Raw genomic sequence first — 25488 nt, 5'->3', positions numbered from 1 at the left:
CGTAGATCGCTATCTCCGCGCGTAGACCTGATCGCCTCGTAAGCTGTGCGGTATGGCCAAGTGGACCCCCAAGCACGAGGCGCCGGAGCCCCTGGAGGGCCCTGTGGTCGCCACCATCACCGGCGGGACGATCGTCTGGTTCGCGCTCTTCCTCGTGCAGCTCCCGTTCTACGGCTGGTTCGAGGACCACGGGCACCTGTGGTGGCTGTGGACCTGCCTGGCCGGGGGCGGGCTGGGGCTGATCGGCATCTGGTACGTCAGGAGGCGGGACGCCGCCATCAGGAAGGCGGCGTCGCTGCGGTCGACGTCGGCTCACTAGCCCGGCCGGCCGGAAGGCGGGCAAAGGGATAAATCGCCACGTACCGTCGATGGCATGAGCCATACCGACGCGGGCGCCGAACTCGACCCCGTGCACCCCGTGGCCCTGCCCGTGAGCCGGCCGGCCGGGCTGACCGCCGCCGAAGTGGCCGAGCGGCGTGCGCGCGGTCAGGTCAACGACGTACCGGTGCGCAGCAGCAGGTCGCTGGGCGAGATCGTCCGGGCCAACGTCTTCACCCGGTTCAACGCGATCATCGGCGTGCTGTGGCTGGTCATGCTCTTCGTCGCGCCCATCCAGGACAGCCTCTTCGGCTTCGTGATCCTCGCCAACACCGGCATCGGCATCGTCCAGGAGTGGCGGGCCAAGCAGACCCTCGACGCGCTCGCGGTGATCGGCGAGGCCCGGCCGACGGTGCGCCGCGACGGCACCGCCCTCCCGGTGGCCGTCCACGAGATCGTGCTCGGCGACCTGATAGAGGTCGGGCCCGGCGACAAGGTCGTCGTCGACGGCGTCTGCGCGGAGGCCGACGGGCTGGAGATCGACGAGTCGCTGCTCACCGGCGAGGCGGACCCCGTGGTCAAACGGGCCGGCGATCCGGTGCTGTCCGGCAGTTTCGTCGTCGCGGGCGGCGGCGCCTTCCAGGCGACCAGGGTCGGCCGCGAGGCCTACGCGGCCCGGCTCGCCGAGGAGGCCTCCCGCTTCACCCTGGTCCACTCCGAACTGCGCACCGGCATCTCCACGATCCTCAAGTACGTCACCTGGATGATGGTCCCGGCCGCGACCGGGCTCGTCGTCACCCAGCTCGTCGTCAAGAACCACGATCCCAGGGACGCGGTGGCCCGCACGGTCGGCGGCATCGTCCCGATGGTCCCCGAGGGACTGGTGCTGCTCACCTCCGTGGCCTTCGCGATCGGCGTCATCCGGCTCGGCCGGAAACAGTGCCTGGTGCAGGAGCTGCCGGCGATCGAAGGGCTGGCCCGCGTCGACACCGTCTGCCTGGACAAGACCGGCACCCTCACCGAGGGCGGCATGGACGTCACCGAGCTGCGGCCGCTGGACGGCGCCGACGAGGCGTACATACGCAAGGTGCTCGGCGCGCTCGGCGAGTCCGACCCGCGGCCCAACGCCTCGCTCCAGGCGATCATCGACGCCTGTCCGGACAGCGAGGACTGGCGCTGCGTGGAGTCGCTGCCGTTCTCCTCGGCCCGCAAGTACAGCGGGGCCGCGTTCAGCGAGTCCGACGGCGAGTCCAGCACCTGGCTGCTGGGCGCCCCCGACGTCCTCCTCCCGCCCGGCGACCCGGCCCTGGCCGAGACCGAGCGCCTCAACGAGCAGGGGCAGCGGGTGCTGCTGCTGACCCGTACGAGCCGCGACCTGGACGACCCCGACCCGGCCCGCGGCGGCCGCCCCACCGCCCTCGTCGTCCTGGCGCAGCGGCTGCGGCCCGACGCCGCCGGCACCCTGCGCTACTTCGCGGAGCAGGACGTCAGCGCCAAGGTCGTCTCCGGCGACAACGCGGTGTCGGTCGGCGCGGTCGCCGGCAAGCTCGGCCTCGCGGGGACGGCCGTGGACGCCCGGCACCTGCCCGCCGACCGGGCCGGGATGGCCGCGGCGCTGGACCGGGCAACGGTGTTCGGGCGGGTCACCCCGCGGCAGAAACGGGACATGGTCGGGGCGCTGCAGTCGCGCGGGCACACGGTCGCGATGACCGGCGACGGCGTGAACGACGTGCTCGCGCTGAAGGACGCCGACATCGGGGTCGCCATGGGCTCCGGCTCCGAGGCGACCCGGGCGGTGGCGCAGATCGTGCTGCTGGACAACAGCTTCGCGACCCTGCCGTCGGTGGTCGCGGAGGGCCGCCGGGTGATCGGCAACATCACCCGGGTGGCGACGCTGTTCCTGGTGAAGACCGTCTACTCGGTGCTGCTGGCGGTCCTGGTGGTCTGCGCACAGGTCGAATACCCCTTCCTGCCCCGGCACCTGACCCTGCTGTCCACGCTCACCATCGGCGTCCCGGCGTTCTTCCTGGCCCTGGCGCCCAACAAGGAGCGGGCGAGACCGCACTTCGTGCGCCGGGTGATGCGGTACGCGCTGCCGGGCGGGGTGGTGGCGGGGGCGGCGACCTTCGTGACGTATCTGATCGCCCGGGGGCTGTACACCGGAGGCGGCCGGCTCGACGCGCAGACCAGCGCGGCGACGCTGACCCTCTTCCTGGTCTCCCTGTGGATCCTGGCGATCATCGCCCGCCCCTACACCTGGTGGCGGCTGACCCTGGTCGCCGCCATGGGAGCGGCGTTCCTGCTGGTGCTGGCCGTGCCCGCGCTGCAGGCCTTCTTCGCGCTGCGGCTGGTGGGGCTCACGATGCCGTGGACCGCCGTCGGCGTCGCGGTGGTGGCGGCGGCCGCCCTGGAGTGGCTCTGGACCTGGGCCGGCCGCCGCTTCGCCGAGTAGGCCGGGGCTACTTCACGCCGACGTACACGCCCGTGGCGCTGACCGCCGGGGTGGTCGTGGTGCCGGCGAAGGAGTAGCGCCAGTAGCCGCTGTAGTTGGCGGTGGCGCTGGTCTTCAGGTTGCCGTAGGAGTCGGTGTACACCGTCTTGACCGTGGTGTACGTGGTGGTGCCGGACTTGCGGAACTGGAGCTTGACCGGCTGGTTGGCGTAGCCGTGGTACAGGTTGTCGTCCCAGTTCGCGCGGGAGAGCTTGCCCGACACGGTGAAGGTCTTGCCCTTGTAGACGGACGTCGAGCTCACGGTGGTCGTCAGCTTGGAGTAGCGCTGCACCAGGGTGGTGCCCAGGCCGCTCTGGTCCTTGTAGCCGACCTTGCTCATGTCGGGGTTCTGCTGGTCCTGGCCGTTGAAGGCGACGGCCTCGACGGCCACGTTCCAGGTGCCCGCGTCCGCGCTCTTCGGGTCGGCGTCGGACGGGTAGATGTCGATGGAGCCCGTGCAGGTGGCGGTGGTCGACGTGACGTCCGTGCAGTCGGCCGGGTTGTCGCCGTACAGCTCGGGGGCCGTGTCGCCGTAGGCGCCGTGGTAGAGGAAGGCGTCGGTGTAGAAGTCGCTCGCGTGGATGTCCACGTCCGAGCCGTGCGTCAGCGTGTACGTGTAGGTGACGCTGACCTTGTTGGTGGTGCCCACCTTGATCGCCTTGGCGACGGACACGCCGGAGAAGCTCACGTTCAGCGTGTAGGGGGAGCCCGAGTCGGTGACGGCCTGCGCGGCCGGGACTGCGAGGGCGGTGAGGGCCAGGGCGCCGGAAGCGGCGGCCGCGATGGCACGTATGCGCATGTGCGTTCCCTTGGAGGGAGAAGTGATCGTGGAGTCGGTCGACTCACGCGATCAGATCCGCGGGGGCTGCCGGCGGTTGTACGACTGGAGCCCCCGCGAACCGGATTTTGTGCCAGGCTTACCGATCCATTACTGCACGTCGACGAAGTCGCCCGTGGCGTTGACCGCCGGGGTGGTCGAGGTGCCCGCGAAGGAGAAGCGCCAGTAGCCGTCGACCGAGGCGGTGGCCGTCGTCTTCAGGTTGCCGTACGAGTCCGACTTGATCGTCTTCAGCGTGGTGTAGGTGCTGGAGCCCTTCTTGCGGAACTGCAGCTTCACGGGCTGGTTGGTGTAGCCGTGGTAGTTGTTGTCCTCCCAGTTGGCCCGGGAGAGCTTGCCGGTGACCGTGATGGTCTTGCCCTTCCGCACCGGCTCGGGGGAGGCGTTGACCGTCAGCTTGGAGTAGCGCTGGACCAGCGTGGTGCCGAGGTCGCCCTGGTCGGCGTAACCGACCTTGGTGATGTCGAAGTCGGGGCTGCTCGGGTCCTGGCCGTTGTACGCGATGGCGAGGGCCCCGCCGTGCCACGTGCCGGCGTCGGAGTTCATCAGCTCGCCCTCGGCCGGGTAGACGTCGATGTCGCCCTTGCAGCTGGCGGTGGTCGACGTGGTGGGCGTGCAGGTGGCCGGGGCGTCGCCGAAGAGCATGTTGTCCGGCGTGTCGAACGCGCCCTTGTAGATGTAGGGGCCGGTGAAGAAGTCGTCGGCGGTGATGTCGACGTCCGCGCCGTGGGTCATCGTGTAGGTGACCGTGGTGGCGACGTGGTTGGTCGTGCCGACCTTGACCGCACTGGCGATCTTGAAGTCGGAGAAGGTGACGTCCATCGCGTACGGCTCGTCGGTGTCGCTCGAGGCGGCGAACGCGGTCTTGCCGGAGGAGGCCTTCTGGGCGGCCTCGCGGATCTTGAGGATGTCGGCCTTGGAGGGCGTCGCGGAGCCGCCGGCGGCCTGCGCGGCAGGCACGACGAGGGCGGAGAGGGCCAGGGCGCCGGAGACGGCGGCCACAGTGGCGCGAATACGCATGGGTTCCCCTGTGTGGAGAAAGTGGACCCGGGGTCCAAAGTGATCAAGGAGTCAGTCGACTCACGGCATCAGACCCGCGAGGGAATCGACTGGTTGTACGACGGAAGCCGGGAGTTTCCGGCGGCTTCACCGAACGGCTGCCGTGCCTTCGGCCTCACGGGCGGCGCTCACCGCCGCGATGGCGGAGGCGCCCGCGCGGGAGAGGCGTGCCGGGGCCGCCGGCCGGCGCGGCCGGGACGGCGAAGGTGCCGTCGGCGACGGCGGCGGTGGCGCGTGGACGCATGTGTTCCCCTGCGTGCGTGGCGATGGCTGAGTCCGGTGACTGCGCTGGGTCAGACTCGGCACGCAGGGGAACGGTTGTACGGAAGTTGAAGAAGTTGTAAGAGATTTCCGGAGGCGGTCCGCCGGGCAGCCGTCAGTCGAACCAGCGGTCCCGGGCCAGCTCCTCCGTCCGGGACGGGTCCTCCAGCAGGGCCGCCACCTCGAAGCGCCGGGGCCACTGTCCCGCCGCCCACGCCAACCCGGCCGCGACCCCCTCCAGGGTGGCCGCGTGCAGCACGCCGTCGTCGGTGAGCCGCCAGTCGATCTCCACGCCGTCCACGACGAGCTCGTCGTGCTCCACGTACGTCTCGGGCGTGCGCGGGCCGAGGAGCACCCGCACCGGCTCCGGCACCTCGTGCTCGGTCCCCTCGGAGTGCACCTCGCCGGTGACGGACTCGCTCAGCCGCCGCACCTGGAACAGCTCCGCCAGCTCGGCCGCGCGGGACGGCCGTACCGGCAGCAGCGGGACGCCCGCCGTGAACGGCAGCAGGTCGGGCGAGTCGACCACGACCGCCTCCGCCGCGTCCACGACCTCCACCCGGCCGTCGACCACGGCCCGCAGCTCCTCCGGCAGGGTCACCTGCTCGGGGTCCATCTCGGCCAGCGCCCCGTACAGGCCGTGCAGTTGGGCGGGCGTCACGGTGCGCGCGGGGTCCGCGAGCCGGTCCAGCAGCTCGGCGGCGCCGCCGGGCTCGTCCAGCAGGGCCGCGACCGAGGTGCGCACGCCCAGGGCGCGCAGCACCTGCTCGTCCTCGAACCCGGTGGCGTCGGCCTCGTCGTACAGCCCGCGCAGCAGCGGGTCCCCGCCGGCGGCGAGCAGCCCGGCCGGGCGGCGCCCGTCGAGGACCGGGTGCCCGCGCAACCACCAGGCGGTGTACGGCCGTACGGTCTCGTGGGTGCCGTCGTGCAGCAGGATGCGGACCGGCTGGGTGAGCGCGTCCCGCAGCGGGGGCTGCGCGAGCAGTGCCAGGGCCTCCGGCCAGCGGTCGTCGTCCACCAGGTCCAGGTCGCGCACGGCGACCAGCTCGGTGGCGACCGGCGGCACCGGGCTGTCCGGGAAGCGGTCGAGGACGTCCTCGCACCACACGTCGACGGCGTCCAGCAGCCCGGCGTCGTCGGGCTCGGCGAAGTCGCCCTCCCTGGGTTCCAGTTCGTCCGGGTCGAGGACCACGTCGGTGGCGCGGACCAGCGCGAAGTTCGCGAGCACACCGCAGGCGGCCAGCGGCTGCTCACCCCACTTGTCGGCCAGCTCCTGGTCCACGGCGGCCAGTTCCCCCTCGCGGATCACCCGGGCGAAAGGGCTGCCGGGGAAGACGAGTTCACCCGCAGGGGCCAGTTCCCCGTCCTCGTCGGGCAGGGCGAGCGCACCCAGCCAGGGCTCGTCGCCGGGCTCGAGGCCCGCGTCCCGGACCAACGCGAGCACGGTGTCGGCCAGTTCCTCCGCGTCCGGGGCGTCCTCCTCCCAGCCCCCGATGCCGCCCTCCTCGTCCAGCGAGGCGGCGACGGCGGCGCGCACCTGCGGAGTGGTGAGCACCGCGCGCGGGGTGGCGGGCAGCGCGCCCAGCTTCTCCAGCAGCGGGTGCGCGGCGTCCTCGTGGGCCACCTTCAGGCCGAGCCGCCCGAGGACGTCCGCGTCGATCCGGGCGGCGTCCGGGGCGGGCAGCAGGACCTGCCGGGGGCCGATGGTGGTCCGCCCGTCGGCAAGGGGCACCGGAAGTCCGGACAGCCGGTCGGGGTCGACCCCGGCGAGGCTGTCGTAGAGCCGCCACCACCAGCCGGGGTCCTTCTCCAGGCCCGCGAGCCGGTCGACGGCGTCGGCGAGCCGCAGCCGGGCCACCCCGAGGGTGCGCAGCTCGACGCGCCGCTCGAGTCCGGCGGGCAGCAGGGTGGGCAGCACCTCGGCGAGGACCCGCACGGTGTCCGCCCCGGCACCCTCCACGACCTCGGCGTCCCGGGGCCGCAGCGCCTGCGGCAGCTCCTGGTCGTCGCCCTGCGCGGAGACGGCCGGGGGCAGGAAGGCGGTGCGCGGCAGCCGCTCCAGCACGGCCTGCCGCAGCGCGCCGTCCAGCTCGCCCTTGCCGAGCGGTCCCGGCACCAGGTCGATGATGCCGTCGGTCACCGGCCGCCAGTCGGCGAGCAGTTCGGTGTAGGCGTCGGCGGCGCGCTGCACCAGGAAGTCGGTGAGCGGGCCGGGAGCGGTGTGCCGGCGGGTGGTGTCGAGCGGGAAGGAGGCGATGAGCAGGGCGGGGACGCCGAGCGGCTCGTCGCTGGGGGTCGGCGCGTGCACGACGGGCGTGGTCCGGGGCCGCACCGGCCGTCCGTCCGCGTCCTCGGGTACGGCCCAGGTCACCGACCAGTGGGGGCGCAGCCGCTCCTCCACGGGCCGGTCGGCCAGCAGGTCGGGGGTGAGCGGGCCGTGCGCGGAGGCGGTGCGCCACCGGGTGGTGCCGGCGCGGGAGTCCTCCACCACGACGACGGCGCCCTCGTCGCGGCGGCGCAGGGTGCGCTCGGCGCCGCCGGCCTCGATGACGACCTCCGTCAGGCCCGGCAGGGCGAGGAGCAGGGCGTCGTCGACGGCGTTCAGCAGCCGTTCGGCGAGATCGGCGGCGGCCGCGTCCCGCAGGGGCAGGATGACGGCGGTGTCGTACGGGTCCGGGGCGGTGCCCTCGGCGGCGAACGGCAGCCGGAGCAGCGGCACATGGCCGTCCCGGCGCCGCACCTCGTCGCCGAGCCCCGGGCTGTGCCGGGCGGTCTCGGCGGCCAGCTCCCGCGCCTCGCCGAGCGACCAGCGGACACCGCCGTGCCGCCCCACGATCGCGGGTTCGTCGGTCACCGCGAGCACGGCCGCGAACCCGACCCCGAACCGCCCGACGGCGCCCTGGGTGACCTCCTCGTCCCGCTTCGCGGAGGCGCGCAGGGTGGACAGCGACTCGACACCGGCCGCGTCCAGCGGGGCGCCGGTGTTGGCGGCGACGAGAACGCCGCCGTGGAGGGTGAGCCGCAGCCGGCCGGGCACCCGCGCCCGGGCGGCGGCGTCGGCGGCGTTCTGGGCCAGCTCGACGACGAGCCGGTCCCGGTAGCCGCCGAGGACCAGGTCCTCCTCGGCGTTGGCGTCCTCCCGGAACCGGGCGGGGCTGGTGGCCCAGGCGTCGAGGACACCACGGCGCAGCCGGGCCGTCCCGAACGGATCGGCACCCTCGGCCGCCGGCCGCACGTACTTGCTGCTCACGTTCACACTCCTCATCACGCGTGAGGACGAAGGTACAGCGCGGCGCGGGCGGACCCGCGGGGGAGCGGGCGGCCCCGGCCCCCGTCGTCGCACTCCCTCCCCCGGCCTTCGGCCAGGAACCTCCGGCGCGCACGCCCACGGCCTGCGTCAGCCGCCCCGCAGCGGGCGGGAGGCCCGCCCGCCGGGCGGACGGCGGGAGTCCGGCGACAGGACCCGGAGCAGCTCCGCCGGTCGGCGGGCGGTCGCCGCCGCGGCCCGGACTGTCACCCGGCCACGCCCACCGGCTTCCGGACGGTGAGAACCCGGGTCAGGAATGCCCCAGTTCCGCCGTGTCCTCGTCGCCCGTCTCCGGGACCGAGCCGGAGTCGCGGGCGGGGCGGAGCGGGAAGGGGTCGACGCGGGTCTCGTCGATGACCGGCGGGGCCGGCTGGGGCGGCTTCGGCATGACGGCCGCCTCGGAGTGGCCGCCGCAGCCGTAGGCCAGGGAGACCACATGGCCGTCGGCGGGCGAGAACTCGTTGGCGCACACGCCGAAGGCCTGGCCCAGGGAGCCGCCGATGGGGGCCAGGAAGCCGCACGTCATGCAGGTCGCGGGGGCCGCCTGGGCCATCGCGGTCTTGGGGCCGTACGACTCCTCCCAGCGGTCGGCGGCGACGTGCAGGCCGTAGCGGGACAGCACCCGGGCCCGGCGCATGCCCAGTTCCTCGGCGACGGCGGCGATCGAGCCCCGGGAGGGGGCCGTGGGCTGGACCGCGGGGGCGCCGGGGGTGACGTCGGCGTCCTCGGCCTCCGCCAGCTCCGCCATCTCCTGGGAGACGGCCGAGTTCGGCGGCGGCTCGTCCTCACCCGTGTAACCGGGCTCCAGACGCAGGTCGTCCTGGTCGGTGGGGAGCAGATCGCCGGGACCGAGGTCGCCGGGCCGCAGCCGCTCGCTCCACGGCACCCACTCGGGGGCGAGCAGGGCGTCCGGGCCGGGCAGGAGCACCACCTCGTCGAGCGTGACGATCTTGGCGCGGGAGGCGCGGGCCACGGTGGCCGCCCAGCGCCAGCCGCGGTAGCCCGGTTCCTTGCACTCGAAGAAGTGCGTGACAACGCGGTCGCCCTCGGAGACGAGGCCCACGTGCTCCCCGACCACGCCGGGAGCGGCGGCCTCCTCGGCGGCGGAGCGGGCGAGATCGACCGCCTCGGCGCACAGACGGTCGGGGGTGCGGCTTCGCGTTGTCGCTGCGCTCACAGGTATCGCTTCTCTCCTACGCCGTCTCGTCGAGGGCGGCTGCCTGAAGGCGGGCCTGCCGACGGAGCGGACCTGGGGACCGCATCGACGTCATGCATCCGCGCGCTCGGGCGCACCTCTGCCATCCATTCTGCGTTATGGCTGAGATACGCACGCTACACCGAACAAGATTCCTCGCCGCCACGCGGGATTCCTTCCCGCCCGCCGCTCGGCCCCGGCCGCCCCTCGGCCTCTTCCGCGCGGTACCGCACTATCCCACCGCTTCTCAGGGCACTATGAACCACGTGGCGACCGCGGACAGGCGTGGTGTTCGAGGTGGCGGTGCGAGCCGGGCCGGTGGCGCCGTCCGCTCCGTCGGGCGTGCCCTGCACGTCCCGGTGACCGGGGCGGCGCGCGGGATCCGCAGAGCCACGCACGCGCACGGGGCGGGTGAGTCCGGCCTCGCCAAGCTGATCGAGCTGCACGCCGTGAACGGCGCGGGCGACGTGATGGTCACCGTGGCGCTCGCGTCCACGGTGTTCTTCTCCGTGCCGACCGACGAGGCGCGCGGCCGGGTCGCCCTGTATCTCGCCATCACCATGGCGCCCTTCACCGTTCTCGCCCCGGTCATCGGCCCGCTCCTCGACCGGCTGCCGCACGGCCGGCGCGCGGCCATGGCCGGGGCGATGCTCGCCCGCGCCCTGCTGGCGCTGGTCGTCTCGGGCGCCGTGGCGAGCGGCAGCCTGGAGCTGTATCCGGCCGCGCTCGGGGTGCTGGTCGCGTCGAAGGCGTACGGCGTGGTGCGCAGCGCGGTCGTGCCGCGGCTGCTGCCGCCCCGGTTCTCGCTGGTCAGGGCCAACTCGCGGGTGACCCTGGCGGGGCTGCTGGCCACCGGTGTGGCCGCGCCGGTCGCGGCCGGGCTGCACCGGGTCGGCGATCCCTGGCCGCTGTACGGCGCCTTCCTGATCTTCGTCGGCGGGACGTTCCTGTCGTTCTCCCTGCCGCCCAAGGTGGACTCCGCCAAGGGCGAGGACGTGGCGCTGCTCGCTGCCGACGAGCAGCATCTGCACGGCACGCAGCGCCGGAAGGACAAGGAGGGCATCAAGCGGCCGGGGCTGCGGACCGTGGGCCCCGCCGTCACGCACGCGCTCGGCGCCAACGCGGCCCTGCGCTGCCTGTCCGGCTTCCTGATCTTCTTCCTCGCCTTCCTGCTGCGCGAGCACCCGCTGACCGGGGAGAGCGCGGCGGTCTCGCTCGGGGTCGTGGGGGTCGCCGCCGGCGCGGGCAACGCGCTGGGCACGGCCGTCGGCTCCTGGCTCAAGTCACGCGCCCCGGAGATCATCATCGTGGCCGTCGGCGCGGTGGTGCTCGGCACGGCGATCGTGGCCGCCCTGTTCTTCGGCGCGTTCCTGGTGGCCTGTCTCGCGGCCGTCGCCGGGTTCGGGCAGGCGCTGGCCAAGCTGGCCCTGGACGCCCTGATCCAGCGGGACGTGCCGGAGCTGGTGCGCACCTCGGCGTTCGCCCGCTCGGAGACGCTGCTGCAGATGGCGTGGGTGTTCGGCGGCGCCGTCGGCATCGTGCTGCCGCTGGACGGCACCGTCGGCCTGCTGATCGGCGCGGTGTTCGTCGCCGCCGGCTGGCTGACCACCCTCAAGGGCCTGCTCGCCTCGGCCCGGCACGGCGGCCGGCCGCACTCCCGGGTCGCCTGACCTGCCGGTGGACGACGAACCGGCGTCCCGCCGGCCAGGGGCACGGCCGGCGTAACGAACCGGGCACGCCGCACCCCACGTGGGCGGACGGATCGGGGCGCCCGATAGCCTTCGGCCATGACCATGCTGCCCCGCGGCGAAGCCGCTGATGTACACCGGGCTGTGCGCCGCCGCCGCGTCGTCGTCGCCGCCGGCCTCGTCTCCGCCGGACTGCTCGCCCTGTCGGCCTGCGAGAAGCCGGCGCCCGTCGCGACGGTCACCGTCGGCGACAGCTCGGTCAATTCCGAGGCCACCTGCTACAACGACGGCAACGCACTGGACGCCAAGTCGCTGGCGAAGTGCGTCAAGAACGTCGGGAACGCCAAGTCGATCAAGGTCGACCAGGACGAGACGGTCCGCATCGGCGTCGACCCGAAGATCGCGGACACCGGCTGGGTGCTCCTGGTCAACGGCCAGCAGTTCACCGACGTCAGCAACAAGACGTACCGCACCATCCCGGGCAGCGCGTTCTTCAACCAGCAGTACGGCACCCAGGGCGACACCAACACCCTCACGGTCCGGATGGGCTCGAAGTCCAACCAGGGCATGTGGTCGTTCAAGCTGAAGAAGGCCTGATCACGGCCTTGGCGCGCATCCTCGTGGCCACCGCGGTTCCCGCCGAGCGGGACGCGGTGGCACGGGCGCTTGCCGGGGAAGCGGCCGAGGTACGGCTCCCCGGCGCGCTGCTGTGCCGCACCGCCGGCGGCTGGGACCTGCTCGCCGCCGGTGTCGGACCGGCCCTCGCCGCCGCCTCCACCGCCGGCGCCCTGACCGCCGCCGCCCTCGACGGCGCCCCGTACGACCTGGTCGTCTGCGCCGGGATCGGCGGCGGCTTCCCGCCCGAGGCGCCCGTCGGCTCGCTCGTCGTCGCCGACGCGATCACCGTGGCCGACCTGGGCGCCGAGACCGCCGAAGGCTTCCTCCCGGTCACCGAGCTGGGCTTCGGCACCGTCACCCACCGGCCGCCACAGGCCGCCGTGCGCCTGGTGTCCGAGGCGACCGGCGCCCGCACCGGCACGGTCCTCACCGTCTCCACCGTCACCGGGACCGCCGCCCGCGCCGCCGCCCTGCGCGCCCGGCACCCGGGCGCGCTCGCCGAGGGCATGGAGGGCTTCGGGGTCGCCGAGGCCGCCGCCGCGCACGGGGTGCCGGTGCTGGAGATCCGCGCCGTGTCCAACCCGGTCGGCCCGCGCGACCGGGCCGCCTGGCGGATCGGCGACGCCCTCACCGCCCTCACCGAGGCGTTCGGGAAGCTCGCCCCCGCACTGGAGAGTTGGAAACCGTATGACCGCTGAGCGCTTGCAGATCGCGTACTCCCCCTGCCCGAACGACACCTTCGTCTTCGACGCCCTCGCCCACGGCCGGGTCCCCGGCGGCCCCGCGCTGGACGTGACCTTCGCCGACATCGACATCACCAACGGCATGGCCGAGCGCGGCGAGTTCGACGTGCTGAAGGTGTCGTACGCCGTCCTGCCGTACGTCCTCGGCGACTACGCCCTGCTGCCGTGCGGCGGGGCGCTGGGCCGGGGCTGCGGGCCGCTGGTGCTCACCCGGGAGGCGGGTGTGGACCTGACGGGCCGTACGGTGGCGGTGCCCAGCGAGAAGTCGACGGCGTACCTGCTCTTCCGCCTCTGGGCGGCGGACACCCTGCCCGGCGGCGTCGGCGAGATCGTCGTCATGCCGTTCCACGAGATCATGCCGGCCGTCCGGGACGGCAAGGTGGACGCCGGGCTCGTCATCCACGAGGCCCGGTTCACCTACCGGAACTACGGTCTGCACAAGCTCGCCGACATGGGCGAGCACTGGGAGCGGACCACCGGGCTGCCGATCCCGCTCGGCGCGATCATCGCCAGGCGCTCGCTGGGCGCGGAGCGGCTCAACCGGCTCGCCGACGCGGTGCGCGCCTCCGTGCGGGCCGCCTGGGACGACCCCGAGGCGTCCCGCCCGTACGTCATGGCGCACGCCCAGGAGATGGACCCGGCCGTGGCCGACCAGCACATCGGGCTGTACGTGAACGAGTTCACCGCCGACCTCGGCGAGGACGGCTACGCGGCCGTGCGCGGGCTGCTCACACGCGCGGCGGCCGAGGGGCTGGTGCCGCCCCTCGGCCCGGATGCGCTCGCTTTTCCGTAGTACGGCCCTGCAGGACGGCCGGCTGTCTCCCGTACGGCGGCTAGACGTCCAGCTGGTCGGCGACCGCGCGGAGCAGGCCGGCGATCTTCTTGCCGGAGGCCTTGTCCGGGTAGCGGCCCTTCTCGAGCATCGGGGTGATGTTCTCGAGGAGGGTCGTCAGGTCCTGCACGATCGAGGCCAGCTCGTCCGGCTTCTTGCGGGTGGCGGCGGCCACCGACGGGGTCGGCTCCAGGACGGTCACCGACAGCGCCTGGTCACCGCGCTGACCGGCCACGACGCCGAACTCCACGCGCTGTCCCGGCTTGAGCGCGTCGACTCCGGCGGGGAGAACAGAGGAATGGACGAAGACGTCACCGCCGTCGTCGCGGGAGAGAAAGCCGAAGCCCTTCTCGCTGTTGAACCATTTGACACGCCCGGTCGGCACCGTCTGTCCTCGTCCTCGTACTAGTTGGGGAAAATGCTTCGAAAGTGCTCTTGATAGCACTAGAGCGGGTCGTCCATGACCCGCCGCTACCAAGGCTAATGGTCTCGGGGCGGGTGACAAGACGTCCCCCGGTTGTTCCCTCGCGCTGGGAACTACCCTGGTCCGGTGCGTGACAAAACCCAAACGAATTCCGCCGCACCCGGTGACGGGCTGATCCGCGCCGGTGCGATCGTCTTCTTCGCCGGGGCGCTGGCCACCGTGGTCACGGTGGTCCCGCTGTTCCTCGGCACGAAGCCTTTTCCCACCTACATGTACGGCCTGAGCATGCTCATGGCCGTCGGTTTCCTCCTCGCGGGCGCGGGCGTCCTGCGGACGGTCGCCGCGGGCCGCCGTCAGGCGCGCGAGGCCTCGGCCTCCCGGTAACCGGCCAGCCACGCGGGGAAGGCGGACAGATCGTCGAGGACGACGTCCGCCCCGGCGGCGCGCAGTTCCCCGGCGGGGCAGGGTCCGGTCGCCACGCCGACCGACAGGGCTCCCGCCGTACGGGCGCCGCGCACGTCCCCGACGTGATCGCCGACGTACACCCCGGCGGCGTACTCCCGCAGCGCCTCCGCCTTCCGCTCGGCCCACAGGTCGCCCACGACGACGTCCGGCTCGATGCCCAGGTGGCTCAGGTGCAGCTTGGCGTTGGGCTCGTACTTCGCCGTGACCACCATCGTGCGGCCGCCGGCCGCCCGCACCGCGGCTATCGCCTCGCGGGCGCCGGCCATCGCGGGGGTCGCGGCGATGGCGTACAGCGGGTACATCTCCCGGTACAGGTCGGCCATCTCCGGCACCCGCTCCGCGGGGAACCAGTTGATCAGCTCCTCGGCGAGCGGCGGCCCCAGCCGCGTCACCGCCAGATCGGCATCGATGAACGTCCCGGTCCGCTCGGCCAGCGCCGTGTAACAGGCGTGGATGCCGGGCCGGGAGTCGATCAGGGTCATGTCGAGGTCGAAACCGACGGTGAATGTCATATGGGTCATTGTGTCAGCGGGGTGCCCGGGCGGACGCCGCCGGTCAGCGGCCCTCTTCGGCCGGTGTCTCAGCGGGTGCGCTGGGAGCGCCAGACCAGGAACAGCGCCGAGGCGATCGCCGCTCCCCGCACCACCCACGGCCACGTCCCGGCGACCGCGTCGTTCATGTGGCCCTGCGCGATCGGGGCGCCCCAGCGGCCGTTGACCCTCCCCCACAGCCAGACCAGCCCGGCGGCGACGGCCGTGCCGGGCAGGACCATCACGGCCACCTTGGTCTCCGCGGGGGTCAGCCGCCGGGAGCCGTAGGCGATCACCCAGCCGAGGAGCAGGGCGAACCAGTTGCCGAGCACCGCCCCGGCGACCAGCGCGGCGGCGGCCAGCAGCAGAAGGGGGTTGGTCCAGCCGGCGGCCGGGCGGGGCGCCGGGCGCCGGCGCCCGGCGGGCCCGGCCTCCGCTTCGGGCTCGGGCTCGGCGGCCTCTTCCGGCTCGGCACGCTCCGCCGGCGCCTTCTCCTTCGGCGGGCGCCGGAGCAGCTCCGGGATCTCCACCCCGCCCACGAACCCCGGCACCGAGTCCGTCTCCGCGGAGACGCCGAACGGATTCCCGCCGAGACGCCACCAGTCGGGCCGTACGGCGCTGTCCCCCAGTTCGTGCGCGGGGGCCAGGTGCGGCGGGGACGGGGCGTCGCGCGGGACGGAGGGCGCGGACGCCGCCTCGGTCGTGGAGGGGCGCGGGCGAGGTACGACCCGGCGCAGCCCCTTGCGGCGCTCCCCGGCTCCGCCCTTGTCACCGTCACCGCCGGCCGGCTCCTGCGGCTGCTTCCGCCGGCGCTCCGGCTCGGCCGGCGCGGGCTGTACGGGCACGGCGGCGGACGTCGGCTGCGGAACCCGGCCGGCGCCGGACCCGCCGCCCGCGGCCGCCACCACCTCGTCCGGGGTGCCCAGCCGGTCCAGGATGCGGCGGACCGCCGCGGGGCTGTCGACCGTCGCCTTGGCCCGGTGCCGTTCGATCTCGCCCCGCAGCTCGGAGACGAGCCGCATCCGCGTGGCCGACGGCAGCTGCCGTTGCTGAGCGATGTCTCCGACACGGCTCAGGTACTCGTAGACGACCTGGTCGCTCTCGATCCCCAACGCAAGCCCCTCCGGGGTGGCGGCGATGAAACCCCCTGAGGACGGTAGCGCAGAGAGGTGTCCGCCGGCCCGTACCGGGTCCCGGGGCGCTCCCCTCGGGGGCGGCAGCCGCTACCGTGGGTCAGATGAGCCAAGCGGCCCACCCAGCACCCCGTTCCCTCGCGGAAGCGCTGCGCGCGCGGGACGACGCCTCCCTGGCCGCGCTGCTGCGCAGCCGCCCCGACCTCATCACGCCCGTCCCCACCGACCTCACCCAGCTGGCCACCCGGGCCGGCACCCGGGCCTCGGTGCTGCGGGCGCTGGAGCGGCTCGACCGGTTCGCGCTGCAGACGGCGGAGGCGCTGGCCGTGGCCCCGGACCCGGCGTCGTACGACACGCTGCTCGGCCTGATGGCCGGGGACGCCGGGGACGAGACGGTCGCCGCCGCGCTGCCGCACGCCCTCGGCACCCTGCGCGAGCAGGCGCTGGTGTGGGGCGACGACGACCGGCTGCGGCTGGTCCGCACCGCCCGCGAACTCCTCGCGCCGTCCCCGCAGCACCCCTCCCCGACCGGGCTCGGGCCCACCGTGCAGGAGGCCACCTCGGGCATGTCGCCGGGCCGGATCCAGGAGATCGTCACGGCGGCCGGGCTGCCCTCGACCCATGACTCGGTGTCCGCCGTGGCCGCGCTCACCGCGCTGTTCTCGGACCGGAAGAAGATGGCGAAGCTGCTCGCCGGCGCTCCCGAGCCCGCCATGGAGGTGCTGTCGCGGCTGGTGTGGGGGCCGCCGTACGGGCAGGTCACCCCGGAGCCGGCCGCGCATCTGCGCTGGCTGCTGGATCGCGGCCTGCTGCTGCCGACCGCGCCCGGCACGGTCGTGCTGCCCCGTGAGGTGGCCCTGCACCTGCGTCAGGGCCGGGCCCACCGCGCCCCCGAGCCGCTGCCGCCCGCCGTCGAACCGGCCGCCACCCACAGCCCGCAGGTGGTGGACACGACGGCGGCCGGGCAGGCGTACACCGCGCTCGCCACGGTCGAGGAACTGCTGAAGGACTGGGACGAGGGCGGCCCGGCGGTCCTGCGGGCCGGTGGCCTCAGCGTCCGCGACCTGAAGCGCACCGCCGTGGCCCTGGACGTGTCCGAGCCGGTCGCCGCGTTCTGGGTGGAACTCGCCTACGCCGCCGGTCTGATCGCCTCCGACGGCGAGGCCGACGAGCGGTACGCGGCCACGCCCGCCTACGACGAGTGGCTGGAGCGGCCCGCCGCCGAACGCTGGGCCCGTCTCGCCGAGGCCTGGCTGGCGGCCACCCGGACGCCGGGCCTGGTCGGCGGCCGGGACGCGAAGGACCGTACCCTCGCCGCGCTCGGCCCGGGTCTGGACCGCTCGGCCGCGCCCGAGGTACGGCACCGGGTGCTGACCCTGCTGGCCGGGCTGCCGGCCGGCGCGGCACCCGACGCCGACGCGGTACTGGCCCGCCTGCGCTGGGAACGCCCCCTGCGCGGACAGCAGCGGGGCGCCGAGGAGGACCTGCGCTCCCGGCTCGCCCGCTGGACCCTGTCCGAGGCGGAACTGCTGGGCATCACCGGCCGCGGCGCCCTGTCGACGCACGGCCGGGCCCTGCTGGGCGCCCCGGCCCCCGGCACGGGCCGACGCACCGGCTCGACCGCCCCGGGCACGCCCCGGTCTGCCGCCGGCACCGCGCCGGACACCACCGGCGCCGCCCGGTCCACCACCGCTGGTTCCTCGGCCGTCGCCGGCACCGGGCCCGCCGAGTCCTCCGGCCCCGGTGACAAACTGCCCGTGCACCATCACCACCGGCCCGCGCCCGTCCTCGCCCCGCTCCCTCCCGCCGAGCAGGCCGTGGCGACGGCCGCCGCCGCCCGGTTGCTCGCGCCGCTGCTCCCCGAGCCGCTGGACCACGTCCTGCTCCAGGCCGACCTGACGGCGGTGGCGCCGGGGCCGCTCCAGCGCCCCCTCGCCGATGTGCTGGACGTGCTCGCGGACGTGGAGTCCAAGGGCGGCGCGACCGTGTACCGCTTCACCCCGGCCTCGGTGCGCCGCGCGCTGGACGCCGGTCACACCGCCGCCGACCTGCACGCCTTCCTCGCCCAGCACTCCCGCACCCCGGTGCCGCAGCCGCTCGCCTATCTGATCGACGACGTGGTCCGCAAACACGGCCACCTCCGGGTCGGCGCGGCCTCGGCGTACGTGCGCTGCGACGACGACAGCCTGCTGAACGAGATCCTGGCCGACAAGCGCGCCGCCGCCCTGCGCCTGCGCCGCCTCGCCCCGACCGTGCTGGCCACCCAGTCCGACCCGGCCGCGCTGCTGGAGGGCCTGCGCGCGATGGGCTACGCACCGGCCGCCGAGTCCGCCGAGGGCGACGTGCTGATCGCCCGCGCCCACGCCCACCGCACCCCGCCGCGCACCGCGCCCGAGCCGGTCCCGGACGGACCGCCGCCGCCCGACGCCACGCTGCTGTCGGCGGCGATCCGCGCGATCCGGGCCGGCGACCTGGCCGCCACCGCCCCGCGCAAGCCGGTCGGCGAGCCCCCGCCGGGCGGTGAACCGCCCCGCTCCTCCTCCGCCGAGACCCTGGCCACCGTGCAGGCCGCCGTGCTGACCGGCGCGTCCCTGTGGATCGGCTACGTCAACGCCGACGGCGCCGCCAGCCAGCGCGTCATCGCCCCGGTCAAGGTGGAGGGCGGCTTCGTCACGGCGTACGACCACACCGCGGACGAGGTCCGCGCCTACCCCCTGCACCGGATCACCGGAGTGGCGGAGCTGGCGGAGGACTGAGGGTGATCGCCGCCGGGTGCGGCACACTGGATGTTTGGCCCCGTCCAGCCGTTCGGAAAGGCAGCCCGCGTGAACGGTCCCCTCATCGTCCAGTCCGACAAGACCCTGCTCCTGGAAGTCGATCACGAGCGGGCCGACGACTGCCGTCGGGCCATCGCGCCGTTCGCCGAGCTGGAGCGGGCCCCCGAGCACATCCACACCTACCGGGTCACCCCGCTCGGGCTGTGGAACGCGCGCGCCGCCGGGCACGACGCCGAGCAGGTCGTGGACGCGCTGGTGCAGTACAGCAGGTACCCGGTGCCGCACGCGCTGCTCGTGGACATCGCCGAGACGATGGACCGCTACGGGCGGCTCACGCTCTCCAAGCACCCCGCGCACGGACTCGTGCTGACCACCACCGACCGGCCGGTGCTGGAGGAGGTGCTGAAGTCCAAGCGGATCATCCCGCTGGTCGGGGCGCGGATCGACCCGGACACGGTCGTCGTGCACCCCTCCGAGCGCGGGCAGATCAAGCAGACGCTGCTGAAGCTGGGCTGGCCGGCCGAGGACCTCGCCGGGTACGTCGACGGCGAGGCGCACCCGATCGAGCTGCTGGAGGACGGCTGGGCGCTCAGGCCGTACCAGAAGCAGGCCGTGGAGAACTTCTGGCACGGCGGCAGCGGTGTCGTCGTGCTGCCCTGCGGCGCCGGCAAGACACTGGTCGGGGCCGGGTCGATGGCGCAGGCCAAGTCCACCACCCTGATCCTGGTCACCAACACCGTCTCCGCCCGGCAGTGGAAGCACGAGCTGGTGAAGCGGACCTCGCTGACCGAGGACGAGATCGGCGAGTACAGCGGCACGAAGAAGGAGATCCGCCCGGTCACCATCGCCACCTACCAGGTGCTGACCACCAAGCGGAAGGGTGTCTACCCCCACCTGGAGCTCTTCGACTCCCGGGACTGGGGTCTGATCGTCTACGACGAGGTGCATCTGCTGCCCGCTCCTGTCTTCAAGTTCACCGCCGATCTGCAGGCACGCCGCCGGCTGGGCCTCACCGCGACGCTGGTGCGGGAGGACGGCCGGGAGTCGGACGTGTTCTCGCTCATCGGGCCGAAGCGGTTCGACGCGCCCTGGAAGGAGATCGAGGCGCAGGGCTACATCGCGCCCGCCGACTGTGTCGAGGTCCGGGTGAACCTCACGGAGTCCGAGCGGCTGGCGTACGCCACGGCCGAGACCGAGGAGAAGTACCGCTTCTGTGCGACGACGGACACCAAGCGGAAGGTGACCGAGGCGATCGTGCGCCGGTTCGCCGGGCAGCAGATCCTGGTCATCGGCCAGTACATCGACCAACTCGACGAGCTGGGCGAGCACTTGAACGCCCCGGTGATCAAGGGCGAGACGTCCAACGCCCAGCGCGAGAAGCTCTTCGACGCCTTCCGTGAGGGCGAGATCAGCGTGCTGGTGGTGTCGAAGGTCGCCAACTTCTCCATCGACCTGCCCGAGGCGACGGTCGCCATCCAGGTGTCCGGCACCTTCGGCTCCCGCCAGGAGGAGGCCCAGCGCCTCGGCCGGGTCCTGCGCCCCAAGGCCGACGGGCACCAGGCGCACTTCTACTCGGTCGTCGCCCGCGACACCATCGACCAGGACTTCGCCGCCCACCGGCAGCGCTTCCTGGCCGAACAGGGCTACGCCTACCGGATCGTGGACGCCGACGAGATCCTGGCGGAGGACAGCACGAGCTGAGCCGGCGGGGAGCCTGTGCCGCCGTCACTGGCGGCGTATGCCCGCTTCCTCGCCGTACTCGCCGAGGATGATCACGCCGAAGGCGGCCTTGGCGAACACCTTGACGGCGCGCAGGGCGTTGCCGAGCCAGTGGTGGTGGGGGCCGTCCACGGCCGTGGCCCCGGACGGCGGCCGGGCGGGGCCTGGAGAGATGGTTGCTGCGCTCATGACTCCATGGTGGATCGCCGGACATATCAGCCGCATCGGTCTCCGGGTCCAATTCCGGACGGCTCCGCGTAGATCTTCGGGTGGAGCCAGGCCCCTACTTCCGGGGCGCGCGTCCCCTAGGCCCGGCGGCCGCAACCGACGCACGCACGCAGCGGACCCGGCCGGAAATTCATTGGCCCCGCCCCCGCGCGCTCCCCTAAAATCTCCGCTCTTGCCCGCCTCCCCTCCGCGGAGTGCCGTCGCCCGGTCGGAAACCGGGCGGCATCGTCGTAGCCACCCAGCAGGTCCACCGGAGGCATCCCCGTGCTCACGTCCACGCCCGACGACGACCCCCTGGCCCGAGAGCGCTCCCACCTCGCCGCCTCCCGCGCCGCGCTGCGCGCCATGCGCGAGGACGTGGAGGCGCTGGACATCCGGGACGTCACCGCTAACTGGGTCAACGCCGAGGTGCTGTCCCGCCAGATCGACGAGCGGATCAAGGCGCTGGCCGACCTCAGCGACACCCCGCTGTTCTTCGGCCGGCTGGACTATCTGCACGCACCGGGCGCCGACCAGGCGGAAGGGGCGTACGGGGAGAGGTTCTACATCGGGCGGCGGCACGTCCACGACGCCGACGGCGACCCCATGGTCATCGACTGGCGCGCCCCGGTCTCGCAGCCGTTCTACCGGGCGTCCAAGAAGGACCCGATGGACATCGCGCTGCGCCGCCGCTTCGGCTACACCGGCGGCGAGCTGACCGCGTACGAGGACGAGCACCTCTCCGACCCGGCCGAGGCGGCCACCGCCAGCAAACTGCTCCAGCAGGAGATCGAGCGGCCGCGCGTCGGCCCCATGCGGGACATCGTCGCCACCATCCAGCCCGAGCAGGACGAGATCGTCCGCGCCGGCCTGTCCGGCACGGTCTGCGTCCAGGGCGGCCCCGGCACCGGAAAGACCGCCGTCGGCCTGCACCGGGTCGCGTATCTGCTGTACGCCCACCGGGAGCGGCTGGCCCGCACCGGCACCCTCGTCATCGGGCCGAACAAGTCCTTCCTGCACTACATCGAGCAGGTCCTGCCCGCACTGGGCGAGCTGACGGTGCAGCAGGCCACCGTGGACGACCTGGTCGCCCACGTCGAGGTGCGCGGCACGGACGACGCCGCGGCGGCCGTGATCAAGGGCGACGCCCGGATGGCCGAGGTGCTGCGCCGGGCCCTGTACTCCCACGTGACGATGCCGACGGAACCGGTCGTGGTGGTGCGCGGCTCGCGGCGCTGGCGGGTTCCGGCGTACGAACTGGAGGAGATCGTCCGGGAGTTGCTGCAGCGGGACATCCGCTACGGCGCCGCCCGCGAGGCCCTGCCGCAGCGGATCGCGCACGCGGTGCTGGTGCAGATGGAGCGGTCCGGGGAGGCGCCGGACGACCGGGTGCAGGACGCGGTGGCCCGCAACAGCGCCGTGAAGGCGGCGGTGAAGACGGTCTGGCCGCAGGTCGATCCCGCGAAACTCGTCCTGCGGCTGCTGACGGACGCGGACTTCCTCGCCGAGCACGCGGCCGGGATCCTGGACGAGGACGAGCAGAAGACGATCCTGTGGGCCAGGCCGGTGCGCAGCGTGAAGTCGGCCAAGTGGTCGCCGGCGGACGCGGTGCTGGTCGACGAGGCGGCCGACCTGATCCAGCGCACGCACTCGCTGGGCCATGTCGTCCTGGACGAGGCGCAGGACCTGTCCCCCATGCAGTACCGGGCCGTCGGCCGCCGCTGCACCACGGGCAGCGCGACCGTCCTCGGCGACCTCGCGCAGGGCACGACCCCGTGGGCGACCCGCAGCTGGGAGGAGGCGCTGGCCCACCTCGGCAAGCCCGCGGGGGTCATCGAGGAGCTGACCGCCGGTTTCCGCGTCCCGACCGACGTCATCGCCTACGCCTCCCGCCTGCTGCCGCACATCGCCCCGGGCCTCACCCCGGTCGCCTCCGTCCGTGAGAACCCCGGCTTCTTCGAGATCCGTGACGCCGGCGGGACGTCCGACGTCGTCGCCGCCTGCGAGGAGTTGCTGCGCAACGAGGGCTCGACCGGCCTGATCGCCGCGGACGCCCGCGTCCCGGCGCTGGCCGAGGCGCTGACGGCCGCGGGGATCACCTGCCTCGCGCCCGGCGAGGAGACCACCCGGGAGACCCGGCTCACCCTGGTTCCGGCCTCCCTCGCCAAGGGCCTGGAGTACGACTACGTGGTCCTGGACGAGCCGCAGGCGGTGGTGGACGGCGAACCGGACGAGCGGACGGGGCTGCGGCGGCTGTACGTGGCGCTCACCCGAGCGGTGTCGGGTCTGATCGTGGCCCACTCGGCGCCGCTGCCGCCGCAGTTGGCCTGACGGCAGACGGCTAGGGTGTCGTGCCGTTCCGGCATGTCCCCACGGAAAGGCCTCCGTTGAGCACTCCACCGCCTCCGCACCCGGCGTACCAGCAGACCCCCGGGCCGTACCAGCCCGGTCCTGGGCCGTACCAGGCGGGTCCCGGGCCCTATCAGGCCGTTCCTGGACCGCACCGGCCGGCTCCGGGGCCGTACGTCCAGGGTCCTGGCGCGTACCCGCCAGCCCTCGCCGCGGTGCCGCAGTACGGTGGCGCGCCGCTGCCGCCGGGTGGGCCGGCCGCCGTGTGCGAGGTCTGCGGGGCGGCGCCCGCCGCGCCGGTGACGGTCCGTGGCCACCAGGGCATGCTGGTCATCATGCGGTTCCTGCGGCGGCGGGGCGTCCTGTGCCACACCTGCGGACTGGCCGTCTTCCGGCAGATGCAGGCCGACACCCTGCTGCTGGGCTGGTGGGGTCCGATGTCGGTGTTCATCACGCCCGTCACCCTGCTGATCAATCTCGGCGCCCGGTCCGCGATACGACGCATCCCCGCCACGGTCACGCCCGGATGGCGGCCGCCACTGGATCCGGGCAAGCCGGTGTTCCAGCGGCCGGCCGGGGTGCTGGCCCTGATCCCGCTGTGCCTGCTCGGCCTGGTGATGCTGGCCGTTCCTGCGCTCATGGTCATCGGACTGGTGGCCGGCCCCAGCGGCAGTGACCACCCGACTCTGACGGTCGGCTCCTGTGCCCGGAACGACGGCGACTGGTCCGACCAGGATCTGCGGCCCGTCGACTGCGGCTCATCGCAGGCCGAGTTCCGGGTCCTCTCCCCCGACAGCGGCTCCTGTCCGGCCGGGGACTATCTCGCCGATCCGGAATACAGCAAGGACGGCGACCTGTCGCTGTGCCTGCAACCGCTGAACGGCTAGCCGGACACCCGAGGCCCCAGGGCCCCACCCGCCGGCGCCCACCCGAGGCGCTAGGGGGCCACCTGCCGGGCGACTCCCCCGTCCAGCACCCTGCGCCACTCGGCCACGGCCTGCTCGGAGACCGCCCCGTCCCACCCCGCGGAGCGCGCCGCGCCGCCGATGTGGAAGGCGTCGATGCCGGCGGCCCGCAGCCGGGGGACGTGCTCCAGGCGCAGGCCGCCGCCGACCAGGAGTTCCTGTCCGTACCCCGGCTCACCGCGCCGCCCCGCCTCCTCGACCAGTGTGGGCAGCCCCTCGTCGACCCCGGCGGGGGACCCGGCGGTGAGGTAGGTGTCGAGGCCGGGAAGGCCGGCGAGCTGCTTGCGCAGGGCGTCGCGGTCGGCGGCGCGGTCGATCGCCCGGTGGAACGTCCACGCGCAGCCGTCCAGCACGTCGGCCAGCCGTTCCACCGCGGCGAGGTCCACCCCGCCGTCCCCGTCGAGAAAGCCGAGCACGAACTGGTCGGCGCCGGCCTCCCGCAGCTCCCCGGCCACGCCCACCAGCCGTGAGACGTCGCCGGCCGCGAACCCGTCCGTGAGGCGGAGCATCACGCGCAGGTCGATGTCGACGGCGGCCCGGATCCCGGCGAAGACGGACGCCGACGGGGTGAGCCCGTCGGCCGCCATGTCGGTGACGAGTTCCAGGCGGTCCGCGCCTCCGGCCTGGGCGGCGACCGCGTCCTCGACGTCGAGGGCGATCACCTCCAGGACTGCACGCTTGCTCATGGCACCCCATTCATCTTCATCGGCGTTCATCGGCTCCGCGGCGGGTACGGCCGACACGACCGACGGCTCTACAGGTCTAGTCCAATTCCAAGACTACGCCTGTGCCCGGCGGGTTCCCGCGCCACCCGAGGGAACCCGTCACCGAGCGAACCCCGTCAGCCGAGGGAACCCGGTCACCCGAAGATGTTGAGGTCCCCCTCCCGGGCGCCGGCCAGCTCGTACCCGTCCCCGTCCACCCGCCGCCCGGCGTACAGCCGTACCAGCGTGGCCGCGTCGCCGATGTACCGGGCGGGCGGCGCCGCGGCCACCGGCGCGCCGAACCGCAGCGGCTCGTCCACGTCGTCCAGGTCGGCGTGGAGCGGCAGGTGATCCCTCTCCCGGGTGATCCGGACGAGCAGCGTCAGGGCGTCCGGCAGCCCGGCCCCCGCGTACGCCCCCGGCGCGCCGAGGACGTCGCGCACGTCACCGGCGTGCACCCACTCCCCCAGCGCGATCATGTCGAGCGCCCCGCCCGCGTCGGCGATCACCGGCCCGGCCTCGGTCATCCCGCGCTCCAGCTCGTCCACGACCTGCGCGTTCGACCACTCGGCCCGTTCGGCGATGTCCCGGTCGTTGGACTCGGGCGAGAACACGCCCCGCTCGAACCGGCCCTCCACCACCCTGATCAACGCGGCCGAGCAGTGCGCCAGCACATCCCGCACCGACCACCCCGGACACGCGGTGGTCGGCAGCGCGAAGTCCGCGTCCGGGCGCGAGCGCAGCAGCGGTATCAGGGCGTCCCGCTCGAGGCTGAGCAGCCGCCCGGGCAGTTCGGGGTCCCGTACTTCCTGTACGTCAGTCATGGGGCCACGCTAGGGGCGCCGACGGCGTGCGTCACGGAACA

General features: G+C 73.7%; 22 protein-coding genes. 11 read left to right on the top strand and 11 right to left on the bottom strand.

Annotated features, from left to right (window positions below; translation table 11 throughout):
• Nucleotides 1–52 precede the first annotated feature (52 nt).
• Nucleotides 53–319, top strand: coding sequence for a DUF2530 domain-containing protein (locus OG956_RS19475; protein ID WP_330339244.1), 267 nt, complete (start codon nucleotides 53–55; stop codon nucleotides 317–319).
• Nucleotides 320–373: 54 nt separating this feature from the next.
• On the top strand, nucleotides 374–2770 hold the full coding sequence (locus tag OG956_RS19470; RefSeq protein WP_330339243.1) for an HAD-IC family P-type ATPase: 2397 nt from the start codon (nucleotides 374–376) through the stop codon (nucleotides 2768–2770).
• Nucleotides 2771–2777: 7 nt separating this feature from the next.
• Here OG956_RS19470 and OG956_RS19465 read toward each other — a convergent pair whose 3' ends face one another.
• The 5 genes from OG956_RS19465 to OG956_RS19445 form a co-directional block, all read right to left on the bottom strand.
• Nucleotides 2778–3608, bottom strand: coding sequence for a hypothetical protein (locus OG956_RS19465; protein WP_330339242.1), 831 nt, complete (start codon nucleotides 3606–3608; stop codon nucleotides 2778–2780).
• A gap of 129 nt (nucleotides 3609–3737) precedes the next feature.
• Nucleotides 3738–4667 carry a hypothetical protein gene (locus OG956_RS19460; RefSeq protein WP_330339241.1) on the bottom strand — a complete coding sequence of 310 codons (930 nt, stop codon included), beginning with the start codon at nucleotides 4665–4667 and terminating at the stop codon, nucleotides 3738–3740.
• A gap of 154 nt (nucleotides 4668–4821) precedes the next feature.
• Nucleotides 4822–4950 (bottom strand): hypothetical protein, encoded by a 129-nt coding sequence (locus OG956_RS19455; protein WP_330339240.1) that lies wholly within the window; start codon nucleotides 4948–4950, stop codon nucleotides 4822–4824.
• 132 nt (nucleotides 4951–5082) lie between these two features.
• Nucleotides 5083–8232, bottom strand: coding sequence for a sacsin N-terminal ATP-binding-like domain-containing protein (locus OG956_RS19450; RefSeq protein WP_330339239.1), 3150 nt, complete (start codon nucleotides 8230–8232; stop codon nucleotides 5083–5085).
• A 292-nt stretch (nucleotides 8233–8524) separates the two neighbouring features.
• Complete coding sequence (locus tag OG956_RS19445; RefSeq protein WP_330339238.1) at nucleotides 8525–9451, bottom strand: DUF3027 domain-containing protein; 927 nt, start codon at nucleotides 9449–9451, stop codon at nucleotides 8525–8527.
• 275 nt (nucleotides 9452–9726) lie between these two features.
• On the opposite strand from OG956_RS19445, the gene OG956_RS19440 reads away from it, so the two are divergent.
• The 4 genes from OG956_RS19440 (at nucleotide 9727) to OG956_RS19425 (ending at nucleotide 13311) form a co-directional block, all read left to right on the top strand.
• Complete coding sequence (locus OG956_RS19440; RefSeq protein ID WP_443065578.1) at nucleotides 9727–11139, top strand: MFS transporter; 1413 nt, start codon at nucleotides 9727–9729, stop codon at nucleotides 11137–11139.
• A gap of 117 nt (nucleotides 11140–11256) precedes the next feature.
• Nucleotides 11257–11754 (top strand): DUF2771 domain-containing protein, encoded by a 498-nt coding sequence (locus OG956_RS19435; RefSeq protein ID WP_330339236.1) that lies wholly within the window; start codon nucleotides 11257–11259, stop codon nucleotides 11752–11754.
• A 23-nt stretch (nucleotides 11755–11777) separates the two neighbouring features.
• Nucleotides 11778–12473: a futalosine hydrolase gene (locus OG956_RS19430; protein WP_330342889.1), complete on the top strand. Its 696-nt coding sequence runs from the start codon at nucleotides 11778–11780 to the stop codon at nucleotides 12471–12473.
• Nucleotides 12463–13311, top strand: a complete 849-nt coding sequence (locus tag OG956_RS19425; protein ID WP_330339235.1) for a 1,4-dihydroxy-6-naphthoate synthase — start codon at nucleotides 12463–12465, stop codon at nucleotides 13309–13311. Before OG956_RS19430 ends, OG956_RS19425 begins: the two co-directional genes overlap by 11 nt.
• Before the next feature lie 40 nt (nucleotides 13312–13351).
• Here the strand turns inward: OG956_RS19425 and OG956_RS19420 are convergent, their stop codons facing one another.
• Nucleotides 13352–13735, bottom strand: a complete 384-nt coding sequence (locus OG956_RS19420; protein WP_330339234.1) for a cold-shock protein — start codon at nucleotides 13733–13735, stop codon at nucleotides 13352–13354.
• Between the two features lie 165 nt (nucleotides 13736–13900).
• Here OG956_RS19420 and OG956_RS19415 point away from each other — a divergent pair, with 165 nt between their 5' ends.
• A complete protein-coding gene (locus OG956_RS19415; protein ID WP_330339233.1) occupies nucleotides 13901–14158 on the top strand; it encodes a hypothetical protein in 258 nt (85 codons plus the stop codon).
• Here OG956_RS19415 and OG956_RS19410 read toward each other — a convergent pair.
• Nucleotides 14128–14760: an HAD family hydrolase gene (locus OG956_RS19410; RefSeq protein ID WP_330339232.1), complete on the bottom strand. Its 633-nt coding sequence runs from the start codon at nucleotides 14758–14760 to the stop codon at nucleotides 14128–14130. The two genes, OG956_RS19415 and OG956_RS19410, sit on opposite strands and share 31 nt — an antisense overlap.
• Nucleotides 14761–14819: 59 nt before the next feature.
• Nucleotides 14820–15881: a hypothetical protein gene (locus OG956_RS19405; protein WP_330339231.1), complete on the bottom strand. Its 1062-nt coding sequence runs from the start codon at nucleotides 15879–15881 to the stop codon at nucleotides 14820–14822.
• Between the two features lie 125 nt (nucleotides 15882–16006).
• Between OG956_RS19405 and OG956_RS19400 the strand changes: the two genes are divergently transcribed.
• Both OG956_RS19400 and OG956_RS19395 read left to right on the top strand, forming a co-directional pair.
• Entirely contained in the window at nucleotides 16007–18658 is a 2652-nt protein-coding gene (locus OG956_RS19400; protein ID WP_330339230.1) for a helicase-associated domain-containing protein, read from the top strand.
• A gap of 69 nt (nucleotides 18659–18727) precedes the next feature.
• Nucleotides 18728–20380 (top strand): DNA repair helicase XPB, encoded by a 1653-nt coding sequence (locus OG956_RS19395; protein WP_330339229.1) that lies wholly within the window; start codon nucleotides 18728–18730, stop codon nucleotides 20378–20380.
• A 24-nt stretch (nucleotides 20381–20404) separates the two neighbouring features.
• Here the strand turns inward: OG956_RS19395 and OG956_RS19390 are convergent, their stop codons facing one another.
• On the bottom strand, nucleotides 20405–20587 hold the full coding sequence (locus tag OG956_RS19390; protein ID WP_330339228.1) for a hypothetical protein: 183 nt from the start codon (nucleotides 20585–20587) through the stop codon (nucleotides 20405–20407).
• Nucleotides 20588–20971: 384 nt separating this feature from the next.
• Between OG956_RS19390 and OG956_RS19385 the strand changes: the two genes are divergently transcribed.
• Both OG956_RS19385 and OG956_RS19380 read left to right on the top strand, forming a co-directional pair.
• Nucleotides 20972–22936, top strand: coding sequence for a HelD family protein (locus OG956_RS19385; protein ID WP_330342888.1), 1965 nt, complete (start codon nucleotides 20972–20974; stop codon nucleotides 22934–22936).
• A gap of 233 nt (nucleotides 22937–23169) precedes the next feature.
• On the top strand, nucleotides 23170–23841 hold the full coding sequence (locus tag OG956_RS19380; RefSeq protein ID WP_330339227.1) for an LppU/SCO3897 family protein: 672 nt from the start codon (nucleotides 23170–23172) through the stop codon (nucleotides 23839–23841).
• Between the two features lie 50 nt (nucleotides 23842–23891).
• On the opposite strand, the gene OG956_RS19375 is transcribed toward OG956_RS19380, so the two are convergent.
• Nucleotides 23892–24605 (bottom strand): copper homeostasis protein CutC, encoded by a 714-nt coding sequence (locus tag OG956_RS19375; RefSeq protein WP_330339226.1) that lies wholly within the window; start codon nucleotides 24603–24605, stop codon nucleotides 23892–23894.
• Nucleotides 24606–24778: 173 nt separating this feature from the next.
• Nucleotides 24779–25447: a maleylpyruvate isomerase family mycothiol-dependent enzyme gene (locus OG956_RS19370; protein WP_330339225.1), complete on the bottom strand. Its 669-nt coding sequence runs from the start codon at nucleotides 25445–25447 to the stop codon at nucleotides 24779–24781.
• Between the last annotated feature and the right edge of the window lie 41 nt (nucleotides 25448–25488).

The sequence above is a fragment of the Streptomyces sp. NBC_00557 genome, from assembly GCF_036345995.1.
Lineage (GTDB): Bacteria > Actinomycetota > Actinomycetes > Streptomycetales > Streptomycetaceae > Streptomyces.
This window is presented reverse-complemented; position numbering and strand designations above follow the sequence as displayed.